Raw genomic sequence first — 23,405 nt, 5'->3', positions numbered from 1 at the left:
GGCAAAGGCCCAGTGTCCGGGAATGTGAAGGCTATCTCAAGGGTAACATTGCTAAAGTTGGCGGCTTGATGTGAAATTGCGCAGCACAACACGTTTAACCTTTTGGGGCTGGTGAGGGAATTACCATGGCAAGATGTGTAAAACGACTGCTGTTCAGCGTGCTGATCGGCGGCGCATTACTGGGCGGCGCGCAGCCGTCGCTGCAGGCGGCTGATACGCCTGCGCCGCAGGCCGCGACACACGCTCTCGCGGTGATCGACCTTTCCGAGCTGCAGCTGGACGGCGCGGCGGCGCTGGTACTGACCTTCAACCGCGCGCTCGACGGTCAGCAGGATTTCAACCACTGGATCAGCCTCACCGATGACAGCAGCGGCAAGGTCGACGGAGGCTGGGAGCTGGCGCAGAACGGCAAAGTGCTGCGCTTCCGCCATCCGCAGCCGGCGCGCAAGCTCACCGTCACGGTCAATGCCGGCCTGAAGGCCGCGGATGGCAGTGCCTTAGCCAGCCCATTCAGCCAGACACTCACCACGCGCGACATCCAGCCGATGGTCGGTTTCGCCAGTCGTGGCTCGCTGCTGCCGCTGCGCCTGGCGCAGGGACTGCCGGTGCTGGCGCTCAACGTTAACCAGATCGATGTTGATTTCTTCCGGGTGAAAAATGCCTCGCTGGCGGATTTTCTCGCCCAGTGGAATTACGGCAACAATTTGTCGTACTGGGAATCGCGCGATCTGCTGAAAAACGCCGATCTGGTTTACAGCGGCCGCTTCGATCTCAACCCGGCACGCAATACGCGGGAAAAAATGCAGCTGCCGCTCGGCGACGTCGCGGCGCTGAAACAGCCGGGTGTCTATCTGGCGGTGATGAAACAGGCCGGCACCTACAACTACACGCAACCGGCGACACTGTTCACCCTGAGCGACATTGGTTTGTCGCTGCATCGCTTCCCGGGCCAGCTCGAACTCTTTAGCCAAAGTCTTGCCAGCGGTGCGCCGTTAGAAGATGTCACCATTCAGCTACTGGATGAAAGAGGCCAACAGCTGGCGAGCGGCAGCAGCGACAGCGAGGGGCATCTGCGTTTAGCGGCTAACGCCAAAGGCAAGCTGCTGCTGGCGACCAGTAAAGGCCAGACTTCGCTCATCGACCTTAATCGCCCGGCGCTGGATCTGGCCGAATTCCCAATTGATGGTCCGCAAGGCTACGACAAACAGTTCTTCATTTTTGGCCCGCGCGATCTCTATCGTCCTGGCGAAACGGTCATCGTTAATGCGCTGCTGCGCGATGCCGATGGCAAACCACTGCCGCCGCAGCCGGTGAAAGCTGAAGTGGTGCAGCCGAATGGTGAAGTGGCACAAACCTTCGTCTGGCAGCCAGAGAACGGCGTTTATCAACAACGTTTTGCCTTACCGGCCTCGGCGATGACCGGTAAATGGACGCTGCGTATTAACAGCGGCGACAACCAGCCGCGCAGCTGGCCGTTCAATGTAGAAGATTTCCTGCCCGAACGGATGGCGCTGTCGCTTAAAAGCAACACTCAGCCTCTGTCGCCAGATGCCGACGTCACCTTTGCTGTCGAAGGTCGCTATTTGTATGGCGCGCCAGCGACAGGCAACGAACTGCAAGGCCAGCTGTTCCTGCGCCCGGCGCGTGAAGCGGTCGCTGCGTTGCCAGGTTATCAGTTTGGCGACATCACTGAGGAACTGAAACGTAGCCTTGATGATGTGGATGAAAAGCTGGACGACAGCGGCAGGCTGCAGCTTAAGGTTGAAAGCAGCTGGGCGGAGAGCCACTCTCCGCTCAACCTGATTTTGCAGGCCAGCCTGCTGGAGACCGGCGGTCGTCCGGTAACGCGGCGTGCCACGCAAGCGATCTGGCCTGCGGCCGCGCTGCCGGGCATTCGTCCGTTGTTTAACAGCGAATCAGTGTACGACTATCGCACCGATCGTTATAACGATGAGCCAACCGTGCCGGAAAACAGCCTCGCCGAATTTGACGTGGTGTACGCCAATGCGCAGGGCGAAAAGCTGGCGGCGCAGGATCTTGATGTGCGTTTGATCCACGAACGTCGCGACTACTTCTGGAGCTTCTCCGACAGCGAAGGCTGGCAGTCACGTTACGATGAAAAAGATTTGCAGGAAGAGCAGCAGCGCATCAGCATTGCGGCGGGCGGCACCCAGAAAGTCAGCTTCCCGGTGGAGTGGGGCACCTATCGTCTTGAAGTGCATGCCGGTGACAACATCGTCAGCAGCGTGCGTTTCCAGGCAGGTTACTGGTGGCAGGACAACACCAACGGCACCGGCGCGCTGCGTCCGGATCAGGTCAAACTGAAGATCGACAAAGCCGCCTATCAACCCGGCGACACCGCGCGTGTCACGGTGGAATCCCCGGCGGCCGGCAAAGGCTATCTGCTGGTGGAGTCGAGCAGCGGCACCTTGTGGTGGCAACCGCTGGATGTGCCGGCGGGCGGCGCAACCATTAATGTGCCAGTCAGTGCGGAGTGGAAACGCCACGATCTGTATCTCAGCGCGATTGTGGTGCGCGACGGCGACAAAGCGAACGGCACCACGCCAAAACGCGCGGTCGGCTTGTTGCATCTGCCGATGGCAACCGCCGCGCGCCGCCTGACGCTGGCACTTGAGGCACCGGACAGGATTCGGCCGGAACAAACCGTGAAAGTGAAGGTTAAAGCCCGCCGCGAGGGCGGTGCGCTGCCGCAGCAGGTGCAGGTATTGCTGTCGGCGGTGGACAGCGGCGTGCTGAGCATTACCGACTATGCCACCCCCGATCCGTGGAACGGCTTCTTTGGCCGCAAGCGCTACAACGCCGATCAGTATGACGTGTTCGGGCAATTGATTGAGGGCGGTGGCAAACTGGCGGCGCTGCGTTTTGGCGGTGACGGGGATGATGCCGATGCGCTGTCGCGCGGCGGTAAAAAGCCGGTCACCGAGGCGCAGATTGTGACGCAGCAGCTGCAACCGGTGACGCTGGATGCCAGCGGCGAGGGCACGCTGGAACTGCCGGTACCGGCCTTCAACGGCGAGCTGCGGCTGATGGCGCAGGTGTGGAGCGAAGACAGTTTCGGCGCGGCGGATCGTAAAATGGTGGTCGCCGCACCGCTGGTAAGCGAACTGGCGACGCCGCGCTTTCTTGCCAGCGGCGATCAATCAACACTGGCGCTGGATTTGACCAACCTCACCGATCAACCACAAACGTTGAACGTCACGGTTAACACCAGCGGCTTGATTGCACTCAACGGCCAAATCCCGGCCAGGGTGCAGCTGGCGAAGGGGGCGCGAACCACGCTGGCGATTCCGGTTAAAGCGCAGGACGGTTTTGGTGAGGGCGACGTGCAGGTGACCGTTTCGGGGCTGAGCCTGCCGAACGAGACGCTGGCACCGAGCGTGCGCCGCTGGAAGATTGGCGTGCGTCCGGCTTATCCGGCGCAAACCCTGAGTTTCGATAACGTAATGAACAGCGGGCAGCGCTGGCAGGTGATGGCAAGCGCTTTCAACGGCCTGCAGGCTGGCACGCTGAGCGGCCAGCTGTCGCTGAGTTCTCAGCCGCCGCTGAATATCGCCAGCTACATCAGCCAGCTATACGCTTATCCCTATGGCTGTCTGGAGCAGACCGCCAGCGGTATCTGGCCTTCACTCTTCACTAATCACGCCCAGCTCAGCGCGATGGGCATCAAAACCAGCAGCGATGAGGCGCGCCGCGCGGCAATTGACACCGGCATTGCGCGCCTGGCCGGCATGCAGCGCGGTAACGGCAGCTTTGGCCTGTGGAGCAAAGAGAGCAGCGAGGAGTTCTGGCTCACCGCTTACGTCACTGACTTCCTGCTGCGCGCCAGCGAAGCAGTCTACAGCGTGCCGGAGGGCGTGATTAATCGCGCCGACCAGCGCCTGCTGCGTTATTTGCAGGATCCGGCGCAAATCGAAACCAGCTGGAGTAGCGATGCCGATGCGCTGCGTTTTAGCGTGCAGGCCTATGCGGGGCTGGTACTGGCGCGTCAGCAGCAGGCGCCGCTCGGCGCGCTGCGGGCGCTGTATGACCAACGCGCCCAGGCGAAGTCCGGACTGGCGCTGGTGCAGCTTGGCGTGGCGCTACAGCAGACGGGCGATACGCAGCGCGCGCAGCTGGCGCTGATGCAGGGCATCGCGCTGCAACGCCAGCCTGACATGTGGCTGGGCGATTACGGCAGCCCGCTGCGTGACCGCGCGCTGACGCTGGCGCTGCTGAGGGAAAATCAGCTGCTGCCGGCGCAGCAGGGGCCATTGCTGATTGAACTGGCGCAAACGCTGCACGGGCAGCGCTGGTTCTCCACTCAGGAGAACAATGCGCTGTTCCTCGCCGCGCGGACGCTGCAGCAGCATCCGGGTGAAGCCTGGCAGGCCACGCTGCAGGACCAGCCGCTGCGCAGCGATCGGCCGCTGAGTCTCGGGCTGAGCGCGCAGCAGTTGCAGCAGGGCCTGACGGTGACCAGCGACACACCGTCGCCGCTGTACGGTACGCTCAATGTGGTGGGCTATCCGCGTACCGCGCCGTCACCGGTCAGCAACGTGCTCAGCATCAGTCGCGAATACTTCACGCTGGACGGTAAACCGGCCGATCTCAATAACCTTAAGAGCGGCGAGCTGCTGGTGGTGCGGCTGAAGGTGGGCGCCAGTCAGCGCGTCAGCGATGCGCTGGTGGTGGATCTGCTGCCGGCCGGACTGGAGCTGGAAAATCAAAACCTGAGCGACAGCAGCGCCAGCCTGGGCGACAGTGCCGATGCGCTGAAAGAGAGCATGATGGACATGCAGCAGGCAAACATTAAACATCTTGAGTTCCGCGACGACCGCTTTGTCGCCGCGCTGGCGCTGGATGGCTACACGCCCGGCACGCTGCTGTATCTGGCGCGCGCGGTGACGCCGGGCAGCTATCGTCTGCCGCCACCGCAGGTGGAGTCGATGTATGTGCCCGCGTGGCGCGCCATCGGCACCACGCCGGAAAAACTTCATGTGCGTTAAGCGCCCGTGACGCAGCGCCACCGACGCCTGTGCGGGCTGGCGCTGCTGTTACTGCTGCTGGTGGGCGCAGTATGGCTACTGGACCGGCTCGATCCGCTGCCGCTGCGCCAGTTACAGCCGGCGCGGGTGGTGGTAGCGGAAGATGGCACGCCGCTGTGGCGCTTTGCCGATCGACAGGGTGTGTGGCGCTATCCGGTGACGCTGGACGAGGTGTCACCGGCCTATATCGAGGCGCTGCTGACCTACGAAGACCGCTGGTTCTGGCACCATCCCGGCATTAATCCGCTGGCGATAGTGCGCGCCGTCGGGCAAAACCTGCTGCAGCACGGCATTGTCTCCGGCGGCAGCACGCTGACCATGCAGGTGGCGCGGCTGATTGATCCGCAGCCGCGTACCCTGCGTGGCAAAGTGGTGCAGGCGTGGCGCGCGCTGCAGCTGGAGTGGCACCTGTCGAAGCGCGAGATCCTCACGCTGTATCTCAACCGCGCGCCGTTTGGCGGCACGGTCGAGGGCGTCGGCGCCGCCAGCTGGATGTGGCTGGGCAAACCGGCGTCGCAGCTTACCCGCGGCGAGGCGGCGCTGCTGGCGGTGCTGCCGCAGGCACCCAGCCGTTTGCGCCCGGACCGCTGGCCGCAGCGCGCTGAAGCTGCCCGCAATAAAGTGCTGGACCGCCTGGCGCAGTATCAGGTGTGGCCGGCGCAGACCGTCGCCGAAATCAAACAGGAGCCGGTATGGCTGCCGCCGCGCCAGCTGCCGCAGCTGGCACCGCTGCTGGCGCGCCGGCTGCTGTCGCTGTCGCCCGAAAGCAAAATTACCTCCACGCTGGATGTGTCGCTGCAGCGCGAACTGGAGAACCTCGCTGCGTCGCTGCAAACCCGGCTGCCGCCGCGCACCTCGCTGGCACTGCTGGTTGTCGACCACAGCACCATGAAGGTGCGCGGCTACGTCGGCTCGGTGTCTTTCAATGACGACAGCCGCTTTGGCCATGTGGATATGATTGCCAGCGTGCGTTCGCCGGGATCGCTGCTCAAGCCGTTTGTCTACGGCATGGCGCTGGATGATGGCCTGATTCATGGCGAATCGCTGCTGCAGGATGTGCCACGCCGCTTTGGTGACTATCGTCCCGGCAATTTCGACAGCGGCTTTCACGGCCCGGTCAGCGCCAGCGAAGCGCTGCAGCGTTCGCTCAATCTGCCGGCGGTGCAGCTGCTGGAGGCGCTTGGATCGAAAAACGTCGCCGCGCGGCTGCGCAACGTCGGCCTGAATCTGCGCTTTCCGGCGGGCGGTGAACCGAATCTGTCGCTGGTGCTGGGCGGCACCGGCGCGCGGCTGGACGACATTGTCGCCGCCTACAGCGCCTTTGCCCGCCACGGTAATGCTGCGCAGCTGCGCTGGCTGCCGCAGCAGCCGCTGCTGCAGCGCCCGTTACTGTCGCCCGGCGCGGCGTGGATTGTGCGCCGCATTCTCGCCGGTGAGGCGCAGCCTGCCGCCAGCGGGGCGGTCGCCGATATCGTGCCGCTGGCGTGGAAAACCGGCACCAGCTACGGCTATCGCGACGCCTGGAGCGTCGGTATCACGCCACGCTATCTGATTGGCGTCTGGGTGGGCAGGCCGGATGCCACGCCGGTTGCCGGCCAGTTCGGTTACGCGTCGGCGGTGCCGGTGATGCAGCAGGTTAATCACCTGCTGGCGGGACACCTGCCGGCGCGCGGCGTACCCGGCGATCCGCGCCCGGCGACGGTCAGCGCCGTCAGTATCTGCTGGCCCGGCGGCCAGCCGTTGCCCGCCGGCGACGAGAACTGCCGGCAGCGGCGTTACAGCTGGGTGCTGAATCAGACCGTGCCGCCAACGCTGCTGGCGCCGGGTCAGGAGGGCGTCAATGGCTTACGCCAGCGCTTCTGGCAAAACAGCAAAGGGCTGCGCGTGGCGGCGGATTGTCCGGATGCGCAAAGCCGGGAACGCGTGATGTGGCCGCTGCCGCTTGAGCCGTGGCTGCCACCGGGCGAATGGCGGGCGCAGCGCCTGCCGCCGGTGGATGCGACCTGTCCGCCGCTGAATCAGGGGGACAGCGCGCCGCTGCTGGTGACCGGCGTGATCAATGGCCAGCGCGTGCAGCCGCTGCCCGGTAAGGTCGTATTGCTGCTGCCGGTGGCGGTGCAGGGCGGGCAGGGTACGCAGCGCTGGTGGTTTTTAAACGGGCAGCCGGTGGAACTGGCGGCGGGAAAAAACAGCGCCTCGCTGGTGCTGCGCGAGCCCGGTCGTTATCAGCTGGTGGTGATGGATGAGGCCGGGCAGCTGGCTTCGGTGTCCTTCACGCGTGGCTAAACGCAGCGCTATGGCATATTTTTTGCGTGTTTGCCCCGACAGAAATCAATTATTTTCAATAATTCCTCTCTTCACTCATAGGCAAGGCGCGCCGATCTCCCTATAATCGGCGCGTTTTCTTACCGGGAGCGGGTTCCCGGTTTCTTCAGGATGCTAATCAGAGGTAATCATGGCAATCGAACGCACTTTCTCCATCATCAAACCAAACGCCGTCGCTAAGAACGTGATTGGTGCTATCTACAACCGTTTCGAAAGCGCTGGCTTCAAAATCGTTGGTGCGAAAATGCTGCACCTGACCAAAGAGCAGGCTGAAGGCTTCTACGCGGAGCACAAAGGCCGTCCGTTCTTTGATGGTCTGGTTGAGTTCATGACTTCTGGCCCGGTTGTGGTATCTGTTCTGGAAGGCGAAAACGCTATCCAGCGTCACCGCGATCTGATGGGTGCAACTAACCCGGACAACGCGCTGGCCGGTACGCTGCGTGCTGACTACGCAGACAGCTTCACCGAAAACGCCACCCACGGTTCTGACTCTGCAGAATCTGCGGCACGCGAAATCGCTTACTTCTTCGCAGAAAACGAAGTCTGCCCACGTACCCGCTAAGTGCGCGGTAGCGGATGCGGACAGGCGTCTTTACACCTTGTAACCGGTGGCTAAGACGTTCCCCTGGCATCACGCAGCAGATGTAGTACAATTATGCGCCCTTGTTGAGCCCGGCTCAGCGAGGGCGCTGTTTTTTTCCTATTCTTAACCAGAGCCGTAACGTGTAACAACGAGGCCAGAGAACATTATGTCCGAACAGATTGTGACGCCGTCGTCCGCTTCCCCCGTGGTTGTTTCCCCAAAAAACGAAAAAATTAACCTGCTGGATCTTAACCGTCAGCAGATGCGCGAATTCTTTGTTGAGATGGGCGAAAAACCGTTCCGTGCCGATCAGGTCATGAAGTGGATGTATCACTACTGCTGCGATGATTTCGAGCAGATGACAGACATCAATAAAGTGCTGCGTGGCAAGCTGATGCAGCGCGCTGAAATTCGTGCGCCGGAAGTGGCGGAAGAGATGCGCTCCAGCGATGGCACCATCAAGTGGGCGATTCGCGTCGGCGATCAGCTGGTGGAAACCGTGTATATCCCGGAAGCCGACCGCGCCACGCTGTGCGTCTCCTCGCAGGTAGGCTGTGCGCTGGAGTGTAAATTCTGTTCGACCGCGCAGCAGGGCTTTAACCGTAACCTGCGCGTGTCTGAAATCATCGGTCAGGTATGGCGTGCGGCAAAAATTATCGGTGCCGCTAAAGTGACCGGCCAGCGTCCGATCACCAACGTGGTCATGATGGGCATGGGCGAGCCGCTGCTTAACCTCACCAACGTGGTGCCGGCGATGGAGATCATGCTGGATGACTTCGGTTTCGGCCTCTCCAAACGTCGCGTGACGCTGTCGACCTCGGGCGTAGTGCCGGCGCTGGACAAGCTCGGCGATATGATCGACGTGGCGCTGGCGATTTCGCTGCACGCACCGAATGACACCATCCGCGATGACATCGTGCCAATCAACAAAAAGTACAACATCGAAGCTTTCCTGGCGGCGGTGAAGCGCTACATTGGCAAATCCAACGCTAATCAGGGCCGCGTGACGATTGAGTACGTGATGCTGGATCACGTCAACGACAGCACCGAACATGCGCATGAGCTGGCGGCGCTGCTGAAAGAGACGCCGTGCAAGATCAACCTGATTCCGTGGAACCCCTTCCCGGGCGCGCCGTATGGCCGCAGCTCGAACAGCCGTATTGACCGCTTCTCCAAAGTGCTGATGGAGTACGGTTTCACCACCATCGTGCGTAAAACGCGCGGCGACGACATTGATGCCGCCTGTGGTCAGCTGGCCGGCGATGTTATCGACCGCACCAAGCGTACGCTGCGTAAAAAAATGGCCGGTGAAGCCATCTCTGTGAAGGCGCTCTGAAAGATCGCGCCCGCTGCTACGCATCGGGCGTCAGGCATGGCAGTCTCTGCGCTGAACTGACAGGGAGAGACTGAGATGCGTAAAGGATTACCCGCCGCGCTGCTGGCCGGCTTTGTTGTAACCGGGTGTGTCGAAGCACCGGCGCGGCACGGCGCGGCTGATATCCGGCTGCAGCTGGGATTGCACTATCTGGCGGTGAAGGATTATGCCGCGGCGCAGCGCAATTTGCTGCGCGCGCAGCAGGCCGCGCCGCGCGATTACCGGGTGCCGCTGGCGCTTGCGCGCGTCGCGCAGGCACAGCAGAATAATGCCCGGACGCGCCATTACTACCAGCGCGCGCAGCAGTTAGCGCCGCTGAATGGTTATGTGGCTAACAATTACGGTGCGTTTCTCTGCGGTTTGAGGCAGTATGACGAAGCGCATCAACAGTTTAAGCTGGCAACTGAAGCGCAGCACAGCGACGCCGCTCAGGATGCCCTGCTGTTTTCGGGCTATTGTTACCTGCAGGCGGGAGAGGATCGCGCCGCGCGCCAGCAGTTCGATCTCGCGCTGGATGCCGCACCGGAGCAGGGCAGTATGCTGCTGACGGAAGTGGAACGACGGCTTGAACAGCAGCAGTGGGCTTCAGTGCCGCTGCTTTTAGAAGTTTACCATCAGCATTTGCCGGCAACGGCAGAGAGTCTGGGGTTACAGATACGTTTCGCCGCGCAACAGGGAAACGCTGCTGACGTTACACGTTATGGCGACCGGTTGGCGCGAAGTTTTCCACAATCGATACAGTACCAGCGTTATTTAGCTAATGAATACTGAAGCCACTCAAGAGAATTCTGCAGTACATTCCACAGGTGAACGCCTGCGTCTGGCCCGTGAGCAGATGGGGCTGACCCAGCAAAACGTCGCTGAGCGCCTGTGCCTGAAACTTTCTACCGTGCGTGATATTGAAGAGGATAAATCCCCGGCGGATTTGGCCTCGACCTTCCTGCGCGGCTACATTCGCTCTTATGCGCGTCTGGTGCATGTACCTGAAGATGATCTGCTGCCGATGATGGCAAAGCAGGCTCCGGTGCGTGCGGCGAAAATTGAGCCGATGCAGAGCTTCTCACTGGGTAAGCGTCGTAAAAAGCGTGACGGCTGGTTGATGATCTTCACCTGGCTGGTGATTTTTGTGGTGGTCGGCCTGACCGGCGCCTGGTGGTGGCAGAACCATAAAGCCTCACAGGCGGATCTGGTGTCGATGGCTGACCAGAACGGCAGCAGCAGCGACAACAGCCAGTCGATTCCGCTGGGTGATAACAGCACGGACAGCACTACCGACAGCGACACTAACGCAGCCGGTACGCCGATTGACACCGGTGCCGGTGCGGTCAGCACGCCAGACAACGCTGGCAGTACCAGCAGTGCGCCAGCAGCGACCAGCAGCAACACGGCAACCAGCAGCGACAACGCGGTGGTGTCTCCGAGCCAGGCGCCGATTGATAACGCACCGCCAGCGGCCACCTTACCGGCGCCGGCCAACAGCGTGCCGGCAGGCTCAATGCCAACCGGTACCGCTGCCGTCAGCCAGCCCGCGGGCGATCCTAACGCCGTGGTGATGAACTTCAAAGCTGACTGCTGGCTGGAGGTCACCGATGCGACCGGTAAGAAGCTGTTCAGCGGATTGCAACGTAGCGGCGGTAAACTCAGCCTGTCCGGCACCGCTCCGTATCGTCTGAAAATTGGCGCTCCGGGTGCGGTTGACGTGCAATATCAGAATCAGCCCGTTGATTTAAGTCGTTTTATCCGTAATAACCAGGTTGCCCGTCTGACGCTGGGTGCGCAATAACGCGCAGCGCGCTTTCCGGGTAATTGTGGAGAGAGAATATGCATAACGAAGCACCCATTATCCGTCGCAAATCTACACGTATTTACGTCGGCAAGGTGCCGGTTGGTGATGGCGCGCCTATCGCCGTTCAGTCAATGACCAACACCCGTACCACGGACGTCGAAGCCACGGTGAATCAGATCCGTCAGCTGGAGCGCGTCGGCGTGGATATCGTGCGTGTGTCCGTGCCCACCATGGATGCGGCGGAAGCCTTCAAACTGATTAAGCAGCAGGTCAACGTGCCGCTGGTAGCGGACATTCACTTTGACTACCGCATCGCTCTGAAAGTGGCCGAGTACGGCGTCGATTGCCTGCGCATTAACCCGGGCAACATCGGTAACAACGAGCGTATTCGCCAGGTAGTGGACTGCGCCCGTGACCACAATATTCCGATCCGTATCGGCGTTAACGCCGGTTCGCTGGAAAAAGATCTGCAGGAAAAATACGGTGAGCCAACGCCGCAGGCGCTGCTCGAATCCGCGATGCGTCATGTTGATCACCTCGATCGCCTCAACTTTGACCAGTTCAAAGTGAGCGTCAAAGCCTCCGATGTGTTCCTGGCGGTGGAATCTTACCGTCTGCTGGCAAAAGCCATCGATCAGCCGTTGCACCTTGGCATCACCGAAGCCGGTGGCGCGCGTGCGGGAGCGGTGAAATCAGCGATCGGCCTTGGTCTGCTGCTGGCGGAAGGGATTGGCGATACGCTGCGCATTTCGCTGGCCGCCGACCCGGTTGAAGAGGTCAAAGTCGGCTACGACATCCTGAAATCACTGCGCATCCGCTCACGCGGCATCAACTTCATCGCCTGCCCGACCTGTTCGCGCCAGGAGTTTGACGTCATTGGTACGGTGAACGCACTGGAAGAGCGGCTGGAAGACATCATCACGCCGATGGACGTCTCGATCATTGGCTGCGTGGTGAACGGTCCCGGCGAAGCCACGGTCTCGACGCTCGGCGTGACCGGTGGCAACAAGAAGAGCGGTTTCTACGAAGATGGCGTGCGCCAGCGCGATCGCCTCGACAACAATGACATGATCGATCAGCTGGAAGCGCGCATCCGTGCGAAAGCCACCATGCTGGACGAGAGCCGCCGCATCAACGTGCAGCAGCTGGAAAAATAAAGGACGGTGTGCGCCCGGCGCACGCCAGTTGTGATTGAACCTGTGCGGTTTCATCCTCATAAGGTATGATGCCGGACAGGTTTTTTTGTATTAAGAGATTCTAACGTGGCGAAGAATATTCAAGCGATTCGCGGGATGAACGATTACCTGCCGGCAGATACCGCCATCTGGCAGCGTATTGAGGGCACCCTGAAGCAGGTGCTGGCCAGCTACGGCTACAGTGAAATCCGTCTGCCAATCGTCGAGCAAACCCCCCTGTTCAGCCGCGCGATCGGTGAAGTCACCGACGTGGTTGAAAAAGAGATGTACACCTTTGAAGACCGCAACGGCGAAAGCCTGACGCTGCGTCCGGAAGGCACCGCAGGCTGCGTGCGCGCCGGTATCGAACATGGTCTGCTGTACAATCAGGAGCAGCGCCTGTGGTACATCGGTCCGATGTTCCGCTACGAGCGTCCGCAGAAGGGGCGCTATCGCCAGTTCCACCAGATGGGTGTCGAAGTGTTTGGCCTGCAGGGGCCGGACGTGGACGCCGAGCTGATCATGCTGACCCATCGCTGGTGGAAAGCGCTGGGTATTGCTGACCACGTTGAGCTGGAGCTGAACTCCATCGGTTCACTGGACGCGCGCGCCAACTACCGCAGCGCGCTGGTGGCCTTCCTCGAACAGCATAAAGAGGTGCTGGACGAAGATTGCAAACGCCGCATGTATACCAATCCGCTGCGCGTGCTGGACAGCAAAAATCCGGATATTCAGACGCTGCTTAACGACGCGCCGACGCTGGGTGAATTCCTCGACGAGGAGTCACGTGAACACTTCAGCGGCCTGTGCGCGCTTCTCGACGATGCCGGCATCAAATACCGCATCAATCAGCGCCTGGTGCGCGGCCTCGATTACTACAACCGCACCGTGTTCGAATGGGTGACCAGCAGCCTCGGCTCGCAGGGCACCGTGTGCGGCGGCGGTCGCTATGATGGTCTGGTGGAGCAACTGGGCGGCCGCGCAACGCCGGCGGTCGGTTTTGCGATGGGGCTCGAGCGTCTGGTGCTGCTGGTGCAGGCGGTGAATCCGGAATTTGAACCGACGCGCATTGTTGATGTCTATGTTATCGCTTCGGGGCAGGGCGTTCAGTCTGCCGCGATGCAACTGGCGGAAAAACTGCGTGATGCTGATCCGGCACTGAAGCTCATGACGAACTTCGGTGGCGGTAACTTCAAGAAGCAGTTTGGCCGTGCAGACAAGTGGGGCGCACGCATTGCGCTGGTGCTGGGCGAAGACGAAGTGAAAGCGGGCCAGGTGGTGATTAAAGACCTGCGCACCGGCGATCAGCAGACGCTGGCGCAGAGCGACGCCGCCGCGACGCTGCACACGCTGCTGCAGTAAGCGCAGCACTGCAACAGGCATTTTAAGGAGAGGGATTGCGTGGAAGTTTACAGCAACGAAAACGAACAGGTTGATGCGCTGCGTCGCTTCTTTGCCAATAATGGCAAAGCGCTGGCGGTCGGGGTCATCGTCGGTATCGCTGCGCTGGGTGGCTGGCGTTTCTGGAGCAGCCATCAGGAAGGAGCGGACAAAGCCGCGTCGGCGCAGTATCAGCAGCTGACCAGCGCCATGCAGGCAGACAAGCCGCAGACGCTGGAAGCGGTCGCCAGCTTCGCCAGCGAGAACAACAACACCTACGGTGCGCTGGCCGCGCTGGATCTGGCTAAACAGTACGTTGCCGCCAATCAGTTAGACAAAGCCATCACGCTGTTACAGAGCGGGCTGAAAGACACCAAAGATGCCAATCTGCAGGCGGTGATCAACCTGCGTCTGGCACGCATTCAACTGCAGCAAAATCAGGCCGATGCCGCCCTTACTACCCTGAACAATGTGAAGGGTGATGGCTGGACAGCCATTGTGGCGGACATTCGTGGCGAAGCACTGCTGAGCAAAGGCGATAAGCAGGGCGCCCGTGATGCCTGGAGCAAAGGTGCGGAATCGCAGGCTTCTCCTGCGCTGAAGCAGATGCTGCAGATGAAGATGAATAACTTAAGTTAAGCCAGTCAAGAGAGCGCACATGGAATTACGTAAATACCTGCTGCCAGGGCTGATTTCAGTCACCCTCCTCAGCGGTTGCTCGCTGTTCAGCGGCGAAGAAGATGTAGTGAAAATGGCCCCGCTGCCGAAGGTTGAAAACCAGTTCACGCCGGAAACCGCGTGGAGCACCTCGGTCGGTGACGGCGTGGGTGATTTCTACTCCAATCTGCATCCCGCCTGGCAGGACGGCACCGTGTATGCCGCCGACCGCTTCGGTATCGTGAAAGCGCTCGACGCCAGCAACGGCAAAGAGAAGTGGAAAGTGAACCTCTCTGAGAAGACCGGCTTCTTCTCGAAAAACATTTCGGCACTGCTGTCTGGCGGTATCACGGCCAATGGCGATCGCCTCTACATCGGTAGCGAGCGGGGGCAGGTATTTGCCCTGAACAGCAGCGACGGCAGCATTGCCTGGCAGACCAAAGTGGCCGGTGAAGCGCTGTCGCGTCCGGTGGTCAGCGATGGCCTGGTACTGATTCACACCAGCAACGGTATGCTGCAGGGGCTCGATCAGAGCAGCGGCGCGGTGAAATGGAGCGTGAATCTGGATATGCCAGCGCTGTCGCTGCGCGGTGAATCGGCGCCGGCAGTAGCGTTCGGCGGCGCGATTGTTGGCGGTGATAACGGTCGCGTCAGCGCGGTGATCATGAACCAGGGCCAGCTGATCTGGCAGCAGCGTATCTCCCAGCCAAGCGGTGCGACCGAGATCGATCGTCTTAACGATGTCGACACCACGCCGGTGATCGTCAATGGCGTGGTCTATGCGCTGGCCTACAACGGTAACCTGACGGCGCTGGATCTGCGTTCCGGTCAGATTCTGTGGAAGCGTGAAATCGGCGGCGTCAAAGATCTGATCGTCGATGCCGGTCGCATCTATCTGGTGGATCAGGATGACCGCGTGATTGCGCTCAACGCCGATGGCGGCGTGGCGATCTGGCGTCAGAGCGATCTGCTGCACCGTAACCTGACGTCTCCGGTGCTGTTCAACGGTTACCTGGTGGTTGCCGATAGCGAAGGCTACGTGCACTGGATCAACACCCTTGACGGCCGCTTCGTGGCGCAGCAGAAACTGGACAGCGATGGCTTCCAGACCGAGCCGGTCGTGGCCGGTGACAAGCTGCTGATCCAGGCGAAAGGCGGTGAGGTCTACGCCATCACCCGTTAAGGCGATGGCCCGACGGGCAGCGTTTCGCACGCATTGATACGGCTCCTGATTCGTCAGGGGCCGTTCTGTTTTTAGTCAGGCATGATATTCTTGGCGCCTGCGGCCTGAACCTGACGGCAAATGCCGTTATAATCACGCCATTCGGGCGATTTATTTTTAAAACTGAGGCAAGTGTTATGGTACCTGTGGTCGCGCTGGTTGGGCGTCCCAATGTGGGAAAATCTACGCTATTTAACCGCTTAACGCGCACTCGTGATGCGCTGGTAGCGGATTTTCCTGGACTGACTCGCGATCGCAAATATGGTCGCGCCGAAGTGGAAGGGCGCGAATTTATTGTTATCGATACCGGCGGTATTGATGGCACCGAGGAAGGCGTGGAAAACCGCATGGCGGAGCAGTCGCTGCTGGCGATTGAAGAGGCCGATGTGGTGCTGTTTTTAGTCGATGCGCGCGCTGGCGTCATGCCGGCGGATCAGCAGATCGCCAATCATCTGCGTTCGCGCGATAAAGCGACGTTCCTCGTTGCCAACAAAACCGACGGTCTCGATCCGGATGCTGCGGTGCTGGACTTCTACGCGCTCGGCCTGGGTGAGATTCACCCGATTGCCGCGTCGCACGGTCGTGGCGTCACCAGCCTGCTGGAAACCGCGTTGCTGCCGTGGATGGATGACATCGCGCCGCGGGAAGTCAGCGAAGAGGACGAAAACGAAGCCTACTGGGCCGCGTTAGCCGCCGAAGAGAACGGTGAAGCGCTGGAGGAAGAAGAGGAAGAAGCCTTCGATCCGACCGGTCTGCCGATCAAACTGGCGATTGTCGGGCGTCCCAACGTAGGTAAGTCAACGCTTACCAACCGTATCCTCGGTGAAGACCGTGTGGTGGTGTACGACATGCCGGGCACCACGCGCGACAGCATCTACATTCCGATGGAGCGAGATGACCGCGAGTACATTCTGATTGATACCGCGGGCGTGCGTAAGCGCGGCAAAATCACTGATACGGTGGAAAAATTCTCCGTCATCAAAACGCTGCAGGCGATTGAAGATGCCAACGTGGTGATGCTGGTGATTGACGCGCGCGCGGGCATTTCCGATCAGGACCTGTCGCTGCTCGGCTTTATCCTGAATAGTGGGCGCTCACTGGTGATTGTGGTCAACAAGTGGGATGGCCTGTCGCAGGAGATTAAAGATGAAGTGAAAGAGACGCTGGACTTTCGTCTCGGCTTTATCGACTTCGCGCGCGTGCACTTTATCTCGGCACTGCACGGCAGCGGCGTGGGCAACCTGTTCGAATCCGTGACCGAAGCGTACGACTGCTCGACCAAACGCGTAAATACCTCCATGCTGACGCGTATCATGAACATGGCTGCTGACGACCATCAGCCGCCGCTGGTGCGTGGCCGCCGCGTGAAACTCAAATATGCGCATGCCGGTGGTTATAACCCGCCGATTGTGGTGATTCACGGTAACCAGGTGAAGGATCTGCCGGATTCCTACAAGCGTTATCTGATGAACTACTTCCGCCGCTCGCTGAACGTGATGGGAACGCCGATTCGCATCCAGTTTAAAGAGGGCGATAACCCGTATGCGGGCAAACGTAACCTGCTGACGCCAACCCAGCAGCGTAAGCGTAAGCGTCTGATATCGCATCTGAAGAAAAACAAACGCTAAACATGATGAGGGCCCGGATGGGCCCTCTTTTTATGGCGTAACATCCGGTTTATCACGATTCTCAGCCACGATTCCGGAGTCATCATGCTCACCCCATGCCCTCACTGTCAGCAACCGCTCACTTACAGCGAACAACGCTTCGACTGCCCGCACTGCCAGCGTCATTTCCCCGCGCTGGCCTGCTGTCCCGACTGCCAGCAGCCGCTGCAGGTGCTGAAGGCGTGCGGTGCCATAGATTATTTCTGTACCCACGGTCACGGCCTGATCTCCAGCAGGCGCGTGCATTATCGCCCGGAAGACGTCATCGAATGAGGGTTTGCGATAGCGCGAAGTGGCGCTGGCTGCTCGCTTCGCGCTGCGTTTGTAGCAAAAATGCTATTGCCCAGTAACCACCGCGTTATGGATGTTCACTTTTAATTGTACCGGATGGTACAATCCTGCCCGCCTTGTCGCGAATGCCAGCGGATGTTGATCCTGCGGCCTCGCTCACAAGCGCTGCATAACGGGCGTAGCTCCCGTACCAACAGATATAAAATAAAGCGTAACGGATAACTTCCTGTCCCTGCTCAGTCAGGAAGACATTGACCGGCTGCTCCCGCATTCCGGCCGCCACGCGTTATTTTTTCAGGAGAGTTTGTGTTATGGCAGAAAATTCCGCTCGTCCCGGTAAAGGGTTGAGTCTCTGGTCCGTGTTATTCGGGCTGGTCCTGCTGGCGATCGGCCTGTTCTTCGCGATCGGTGGCGGTAAACTGGTGGCCCTGGGCGGCAGCTGGTACTTCCTCATTGCCGGTATCGTCATGTTACTGTCGGCGATTCAGTTCTTTCGCCGTAAATCCTCGGCGGTTACGCTGTTCATTCTGGTCTTCGCCGGTACGCTGATTTGGGCGCTGTACGATGCTGGCTGGCAGTTCTGGCCGCTGGTGTCGCGCCTGATGGTGCCGGCCGGCCTGATGGTGCTGGCGTTTATTACCTGGCCGGCGCTGCGTAAGCGTGAAGGCAAGGCCTCGCTGGCGAAGCTTTCGTATGCGCTGTCAGCAGTGATTGCCGTTGGTATGGTGGTCACCTTTGTCCAGATGTTCCAGCCGCATCCGACTGTGGCTTTCACCGGCAAGCAGCTGCCGTTGATCCCGGTAGATAAAAGCAAACCGCAGCAGGACTGGAGCAGCTACGGCCGTACGCCGCAGGGTGACCGTTTTGCCGCTATCGACCAGATTACCCGCGACAACGTGAAAGACTTGCAGGTTGCCTGGACGTTCCATACCGGCGACACGCCGATCAGCCCGACCGGTAACGGTGCAGAAGATCAGGAAACGCCACTGCAGGTGGGTAACACCCTGTATCTGTGTACGCCGCACAACAACGTGATTGCGGTGGAAGCTGACAGCGGTAAGCAGATCTGGAAGCGCGAAATCAATGCGCAGGCGCAGGTGTGGAACCGCTGCCGTGGTCTGGCGTACTTTGATGCCACCAAACCGGTACAGCAGCCAACGCAGCCGGGCTCCACGCCGGTGCCAGCGGTAACGCTGGCGGCGGGCGATAGCTGCCAGCGTCGCATCCTGATGAACACCATCGATGCACGTCTGATTGCCATCAACGCCGATAACGGCGAGCTGTGTGAAAACTTCGGCAACCACGGCGTGGTCGATCTGAAGCAAGGTCTTGGCAGCGCGCCGGACCCGCAGTATCAGCTGACCTCGCCGCCGCAGGTGGCGGGCACCACGGTCGTGGTGGGCGGTCGCGTCGCGGATAACGTCCAGACAGACATGCCTGGCGGCGTTCTGCGTGGCTTCGACGTCATCACCGGCCAGATGCGCTGGGCGTTTGACCCGGGCAATGAAGATCCGAATGCCGTGCTGATGCCGGGTCAGGATTACACCCGCAGCACGCCAAACTCATGGGCGCCAATCTCTTACGATCCGGCGATGAACACCGTGTTCCTGCCGATGGGCAGTTCGTCGGTGGACCTGTGGGGTGCCAACCGTACCGCGCTGGACCACAAATATGGCGCGTCGGTGCTGGCGCTGGATGCCACCACCGGTAAAGAGAAGTGGGTGTATCAGACGGTCCACAATGACCTGTGGGATTTCGACCTGCCAATGCAGCCGAGCCTGGTGGACTTCCCGATGAAGGACGGTACCACCAAACCTGCGGTGGTGATCGGCGGGAAAACCGGCATGATCTGGGTGCTGGATCGCCTGACCGGCAAGCCTTTAACCAAAGTTGAAGAGCTGCCGATGCCGCAGGGCCATATCCCGAACGAGCAGTACACCAAAACTCAGCCGCACTCGGTAGAAATGCCAAACATTGGCAATCAGAAACTGACCGAGTCAGACATGTGGGGTGCGACGCCGTTTGACCAGCTGGCTTGCCGTATTGCCTTTAAAGGCATGCGTTATGACGGCCTGTTCACGGTGCCGGACACCGATGTTTCGCTCAGCTTCCCGGGCTCGCTCGGCGGCATGAACTGGGGCAGCATCTCGTTCGATCTGAACAACCAGTACATGTTCGTTAACGATATGCGTCTCGGCCTGTGGGTGCAGATGATTCCGCAGGACACCACCAAATCGGCTGCCAGCAACGGCGGTGAAGCCATCAACACCGGCATGGGTGCGGTACCGCTGAAAGGCACGCCGTACGCAGTAAACAAAAACCGCTTCATGTCGCCGCTGGGCATTCCATGCCAGGCACCGCCGTTCGGTACGCTGTCGGCCATCGACATGAAGACCCGTCAGATTGTGTGGCAGGTGCCGGTGGGTACGGTGCAGGATACCGGTCCGTTTGGTATCAAAATGCATGCGCAGATGCCGGTCGGTATGCCGACGCTGGGCGGTACGCTGGCAACGCAGGGCGGTCTGGTATTTATTGCCGGCACCCAGGATTACTACCTGCGCGCCTTCGACAGCTCAACCGGTAAAGAAGTGTGGAAAGCACGTCTGCCGGTGGGCAGCCAGGGCGGACCAATCAGCTATGTTTCGCCGAAAACCGGCAAACAGTACATCCTGATCTCTGCAGGCGGTGCGCGTCAGTCGCCGGATCGCGGTGATTACGTGATTGCTTACGCGCTGCCCGACAGCAAGTAAGCCGCAGTAAAAGAAAGGCCGACATCATGATGTCGGCCTTTTTTATTAACCGTCCGTGGCGTACTCCTTCCTGTAAGGATCCTTACTTACTTCTGCTTAGAGGGGCGACGGCTTTTTTGACCTCCTTTTCTTCCAGCTTCCCTGGCTCTCTCAGGATCGTTCCTGAAATTGCCCCCACTGACTTTGCCGCCCGCGCTACCGGCTTCCCTGGCGCGCTCCGGGTCCTCTGCAAAGTTCCCGGCACCGCCTCGTTGCTTGGTTTGTGTCATAGCAGAGACCTCATCTAAGGGTATTTTCTTTGATGTGGACTAGCTAGCCACGTTATCCAGTATAGTCAGTTAGTTACGGCGATGCTGTGGGAACTGTCTAAGTTATTCTTCGCCATCGCGCCACAGCGCCTGCAGTTCAGGAGGCGCAACGTTTTCCGGAATCAGAATCACAATCGTTCCGGCTTCGCGGTGGGTCGCGTAGCTTATCTGGATGCGAAAATAGCGCTGGTCGCCGCGCCCGATACTGGCGGCCTGTTCCTCCGGCTCGCCGAGCGGCAGCGCCTGCTCCAGCACGTTGCACACGCGCTGCTTTTGCGGTTCCGGCAGCTGCGCCAGCGCAAATCGCCGCTCGCTGCGCAGGCCGGGGATAAATGCAATGCCGCCTTCACGCGCCAGCTCAATGATGGCGTCATCGGTCAGCTGAATATTCACCTTACACCTACCTCGTGCCACGCGGACTGGATCGCCTGTGCCACCGTATTATCAAAACGTTTTGCGGCATGCTGTACGGTAAAGCGCGCAAAGGTGCTGAAGTCGGCATCCTGCGGCAGTTCCTTATCGCACAGCGTGTCGTACCATGCCTGACCGGCCCGTTCCCAGGCAAAGCCGCCCAGCGCGGTCGCCGCCAGATAGAAGGCGCGATTGGGAATGCCGGAGTTAAGATGTACGCCGCCGTTGTCTTCGCGCGTGTCGATATAGTGATCCATATCGGCAGGCTGCGGATCTTTGCCGAGCAGCGGATCGTCATAGGCGGTACCGGGCGCGGACATCGAGCGCAGGCCGCTGCCCTTAATACCCGCCGCCAGCAGCCCTTCGCCGATGATCCAGTCGGCCTGGTCGGCGCTTTGCTTAAGGTGATACTGCTTCACCAGCGAGCCGAACACATCGGACATCGATTCGTTGAGCGCACCCGCCTGCTGGAAGTAAATCAGCCCGGCTTCGGTTTCGGTCACGCCGTGCGTCAGCTCGTGCGCGACCACATCAATGGCAATGGTAAAGCGATTGAAGATCTCACCGTCGCCGTCGCCAAATACCATCTGCTGGCCATTCCAGAAGGCGTTCTGGTACTCCTTGCCGTAATGCACGGTGCCATCCAGTTTCAGGCCTTTATTGTCCAGCGAGTTGCGCTGGTAGATCTGCCAGTAGAAATCATAGGTGATGCCGAGATAGTTCCACGCTTCGTCGGCGGCGACGTCACCGTTACCGGGCTGGCCTTCCTCACGGATCAGGGTGCCGGGCAGATTTTGCGTATTACCCGCGTCGTAGATAGCACGCAAAACACTGCCGGGCTGCGCGGTGCTGGCTGCGCTGGCGGTGTGAGGATGTTCCGCCATCAGCTGTTGCACGTGGGTGAGGGTGCGCCGCGCGTAATCCTGCTGTGCGCCGGAACAGTTATCGATGATGTTTCGCAGAATGTACGGAGGAATAACGCTGTAAGGCATGTCGGACTCCCTGACGGATGGGTATGTCAGAAAGTATAGACCCGCTTATCAATCGCGCGCCGCTGCGTCTGCAGCCCGCGCGATTTACGGGGGGTTATCAACCATTTATGCGGCTGAAAAGATTATCACGCCTTACGGCTGCGCGTCTTCTGTGGTTGTAACGCTGTCACCTGACTCTCCACCCAGCCATCATCCAGCCGGGTACGCAGCAGATCGCCGGTATGCAGCTGACGGGTCTTTTTCACCACCTGGCCCTGAGCATCGGTGGTAACGCTAAAGCCGCGCGCCAGCGTCGCCAGCGGACTCACGCCTTCCAGCTGTGCTGCCAGCGTACCAAAACGCTGCCGGCTGTGATTGAGCTGTTTTTCCATGCCCTGCTGCAGCCGGTAGTGCCACTGCTGTAACTGCTGCTGAGCGCGCAGAATTCGTCCCTGCGGCTGCTGGGATTGCAGGCGCTGCAGCAGGCGATCCTGCTGGCGATGCGCCAGGCGCAGCCGCTGATCGGCCGCTTCCTGCAGACGACGCTGCAGCTGAATCAGCGTGGTTTGCTGGCGTGCCAGGCGCAGCTGCGGATGCTGCTGTTGCAGACGATGCTGCAGTCGGGTGAAGCGGCGCTGCTGCTGCGCCACGTAATAGTCCATCGCCATCTCCATGCGCTGCTGCTGAGACTGCAAACGGCGCAGCAGCTCGATCTGGTTGCGGCTCACCAGTTCGGCAGCGGCAGAAGGCGTCGGCGCGCGCAGATCGGCAACAAAGTCGGCGATGGTGACATCGGTTTCATGCCCAACGGCGCTGACGATCGGCAGGCGGCTGGCAAAGATGGCCCGCGCCACGCGCTCGTCGTTGAAGCTCCACAGATCTTCCAGTGAACCGCCGCCGCGACCGACGATCAGCACGTCGCACTCGTCACGCTGGTTGGCCAGCTCGATGGCGCGCACGATGGCGGCGGGCGCATCAACGCCTTGCACTGCGGTTGGATAGATCACCACCGGCAGCGAGGGATCGCGGCGATGCAGCACGCGCAGCACATCGTGCAATGCCGCGCCGGTGGCGGAGGTGATCACACCCACCTGGCGCGCCGGCTCCGGCAGCGGCTGTTTAAACTGCTGGTCGAACAGCCCCTCCGCCGCCAGCCGGGCTTTCAGCTGCTCAAACTGTTGCTGCAGCAGCCCTTCACCGGCCGGATGCATGCTTTCGATAATCAGCTGATAGTCGCCGCGCGGCTCATACAGCGTGATGCTGGCACGCACCAGCACCTGCTGACCGTGCTGCGGGCGAAAGCTGACGCGTCGATTGCTGTTGCGGAACATGGCACAGCGCACCTGCGCGCCATCGTCCTTCAGAGTGAAGTACCAGTGACCGGAAGCGGGCTGAGTGAAATTGGAAATTTCAGCGCTGAGCCACACCAGGCCCATCTCATTTTCCAGCAGTTGGCGCA

17 protein-coding genes are annotated in these 23,405 nt (G+C 60.3%); 13 read left to right on the top strand and 4 right to left on the bottom strand.

From position 1 onward, the window contains the following. The first annotated feature begins 125 nt into the window (after window positions 1-125). The 13 genes from QMM04_RS02320 to QMM04_RS02260 all read left to right on the top strand — a co-directional run bounded on the left by QMM04_RS02320 (window position 126) and on the right by QMM04_RS02260 (window position 20,256). Window positions 126-5,006, top strand: a complete 4,881-nt coding sequence (locus QMM04_RS02320; protein ID WP_282995569.1) for an alpha-2-macroglobulin — start codon at window positions 126-128, stop codon at window positions 5,004-5,006. Between the two features lie 6 nt (window positions 5,007-5,012). Continuing rightward, complete coding sequence (gene pbpC / locus QMM04_RS02315) at window positions 5,013-7,331, top strand: peptidoglycan glycosyltransferase PbpC (RefSeq protein ID WP_349253907.1); 2,319 nt, start codon at window positions 5,013-5,015, stop codon at window positions 7,329-7,331. 169 nt (window positions 7,332-7,500) lie between these two features. Continuing rightward, entirely contained in the window at window positions 7,501-7,932 is a 432-nt protein-coding gene (gene ndk, locus QMM04_RS02310) for a nucleoside-diphosphate kinase (protein WP_021506555.1), read from the top strand. A 187-nt stretch (window positions 7,933-8,119) separates the two neighbouring features. After that, on the top strand, window positions 8,120-9,289 hold the full coding sequence (locus tag QMM04_RS02305; protein WP_021506556.1) for a bifunctional tRNA (adenosine(37)-C2)-methyltransferase TrmG/ribosomal RNA large subunit methyltransferase RlmN: 1,170 nt from the start codon (window positions 8,120-8,122) through the stop codon (window positions 9,287-9,289). A 75-nt stretch (window positions 9,290-9,364) separates the two neighbouring features. Next, complete coding sequence (pilW, locus tag QMM04_RS02300; RefSeq protein ID WP_058770850.1) at window positions 9,365-10,099, top strand: type IV pilus biogenesis/stability protein PilW; 735 nt, start codon at window positions 9,365-9,367, stop codon at window positions 10,097-10,099. After that, window positions 10,089-11,111, top strand: a complete 1,023-nt coding sequence (gene rodZ, locus QMM04_RS02295) for a cytoskeleton protein RodZ (RefSeq protein ID WP_282995568.1) — start codon at window positions 10,089-10,091, stop codon at window positions 11,109-11,111. Before pilW ends, rodZ begins: the two co-directional genes overlap by 11 nt. Window positions 11,112-11,149: 38 nt before the next feature. Then, entirely contained in the window at window positions 11,150-12,271 is a 1,122-nt protein-coding gene (ispG, locus tag QMM04_RS02290) for a flavodoxin-dependent (E)-4-hydroxy-3-methylbut-2-enyl-diphosphate synthase (RefSeq protein WP_021506559.1), read from the top strand. A gap of 105 nt (window positions 12,272-12,376) precedes the next feature. Then, window positions 12,377-13,651, top strand: a complete 1,275-nt coding sequence (gene hisS, locus QMM04_RS02285) for a histidine--tRNA ligase (RefSeq protein ID WP_282995567.1) — start codon at window positions 12,377-12,379, stop codon at window positions 13,649-13,651. Window positions 13,652-13,690: 39 nt separating this feature from the next. Continuing rightward, window positions 13,691-14,308 carry a YfgM family protein gene (locus QMM04_RS02280; RefSeq protein WP_021506561.1) on the top strand — a complete coding sequence of 206 codons (618 nt, stop codon included), beginning with the start codon at window positions 13,691-13,693 and terminating at the stop codon, window positions 14,306-14,308. 19 nt (window positions 14,309-14,327) lie between these two features. Beyond that, complete coding sequence (gene bamB, locus QMM04_RS02275; protein ID WP_282995566.1) at window positions 14,328-15,509, top strand: outer membrane protein assembly factor BamB; 1,182 nt, start codon at window positions 14,328-14,330, stop codon at window positions 15,507-15,509. Window positions 15,510-15,685: 176 nt separating this feature from the next. After that, on the top strand, window positions 15,686-17,176 hold the full coding sequence (der, locus tag QMM04_RS02270) for a ribosome biogenesis GTPase Der (RefSeq protein WP_021506563.1): 1,491 nt from the start codon (window positions 15,686-15,688) through the stop codon (window positions 17,174-17,176). 84 nt (window positions 17,177-17,260) lie between these two features. After that, window positions 17,261-17,488, top strand: coding sequence for a zinc ribbon domain-containing protein (locus QMM04_RS02265; protein WP_104094083.1), 228 nt, complete (start codon window positions 17,261-17,263; stop codon window positions 17,486-17,488). A gap of 329 nt (window positions 17,489-17,817) precedes the next feature. Further along, entirely contained in the window at window positions 17,818-20,256 is a 2,439-nt protein-coding gene (locus tag QMM04_RS02260) for a glucose/quinate/shikimate family membrane-bound PQQ-dependent dehydrogenase (protein ID WP_282995565.1), read from the top strand. Between the two features lie 86 nt (window positions 20,257-20,342). Here QMM04_RS02260 and QMM04_RS02255 read toward each other — a convergent pair whose 3' ends face one another. The 4 genes from QMM04_RS02255 to xseA form a co-directional block, all read right to left on the bottom strand. Continuing rightward, window positions 20,343-20,525, bottom strand: a complete 183-nt coding sequence (locus QMM04_RS02255; RefSeq protein ID WP_071813581.1) for a general stress protein — start codon at window positions 20,523-20,525, stop codon at window positions 20,343-20,345. Between the two features lie 102 nt (window positions 20,526-20,627). Continuing rightward, window positions 20,628-20,957, bottom strand: coding sequence for a protealysin inhibitor emfourin (locus tag QMM04_RS02250; RefSeq protein ID WP_021314501.1), 330 nt, complete (start codon window positions 20,955-20,957; stop codon window positions 20,628-20,630). After that, window positions 20,954-21,967, bottom strand: a complete 1,014-nt coding sequence (locus QMM04_RS02245) for a M4 family metallopeptidase (protein ID WP_021506566.1) — start codon at window positions 21,965-21,967, stop codon at window positions 20,954-20,956. Before QMM04_RS02245 ends, QMM04_RS02250 begins: the two co-directional genes overlap by 4 nt. A gap of 125 nt (window positions 21,968-22,092) precedes the next feature. Continuing rightward, window positions 22,093-23,405: exodeoxyribonuclease VII large subunit (xseA, locus tag QMM04_RS02240; RefSeq protein WP_282995564.1), on the bottom strand; the 1,313-nt coding region annotated here is incomplete at its 5' end.

This window comes from Pantoea sp. Pa-EAmG (assembly GCF_030024295.1).
Lineage (GTDB): Bacteria > Pseudomonadota > Gammaproteobacteria > Enterobacterales > Enterobacteriaceae > Pantoea > Pantoea dispersa.
Note: the sequence above shows the minus strand (reverse complement) of the source record. Positions and strands in the feature narration are given on the sequence as shown.

What these genes read in the sequence shown, in the direction of transcription:
- QMM04_RS02320 (WP_282995569.1), top strand. Translation starts at nt 126, where the DNA reads ATGGCAAGATGTGTAAAACGACTGCTGTTCAGCGTGCTGATCGGCGGC.
- ndk (WP_021506555.1), top strand. Translation starts at nt 7,501, where the DNA reads ATGGCAATCGAACGCACTTTCTCCATCATCAAACCAAACGCCGTCGCT.
- QMM04_RS02305 (WP_021506556.1), top strand. Translation starts at nt 8,120, where the DNA reads ATGTCCGAACAGATTGTGACGCCGTCGTCCGCTTCCCCCGTGGTTGTT.
- pilW (WP_058770850.1), top strand. Translation starts at nt 9,365, where the DNA reads ATGCGTAAAGGATTACCCGCCGCGCTGCTGGCCGGCTTTGTTGTAACC.
- rodZ (WP_282995568.1), top strand. Translation starts at nt 10,089, where the DNA reads ATGAATACTGAAGCCACTCAAGAGAATTCTGCAGTACATTCCACAGGT.
- ispG (WP_021506559.1), top strand. Translation starts at nt 11,150, where the DNA reads ATGCATAACGAAGCACCCATTATCCGTCGCAAATCTACACGTATTTAC.
- bamB (WP_282995566.1), top strand. Translation starts at nt 14,328, where the DNA reads ATGGAATTACGTAAATACCTGCTGCCAGGGCTGATTTCAGTCACCCTC.
- der (WP_021506563.1), top strand. Translation starts at nt 15,686, where the DNA reads ATGGTACCTGTGGTCGCGCTGGTTGGGCGTCCCAATGTGGGAAAATCT.
- QMM04_RS02265 (WP_104094083.1), top strand. Translation starts at nt 17,261, where the DNA reads ATGCTCACCCCATGCCCTCACTGTCAGCAACCGCTCACTTACAGCGAA.
- QMM04_RS02260 (WP_282995565.1), top strand. Translation starts at nt 17,818, where the DNA reads ATGGCAGAAAATTCCGCTCGTCCCGGTAAAGGGTTGAGTCTCTGGTCC.
- QMM04_RS02255 (WP_071813581.1), bottom strand. Translation starts at nt 20,525, where the DNA reads ATGACACAAACCAAGCAACGAGGCGGTGCCGGGAACTTTGCAGAGGAC.
- QMM04_RS02245 (WP_021506566.1), bottom strand. Translation starts at nt 21,967, where the DNA reads ATGCCTTACAGCGTTATTCCTCCGTACATTCTGCGAAACATCATCGAT.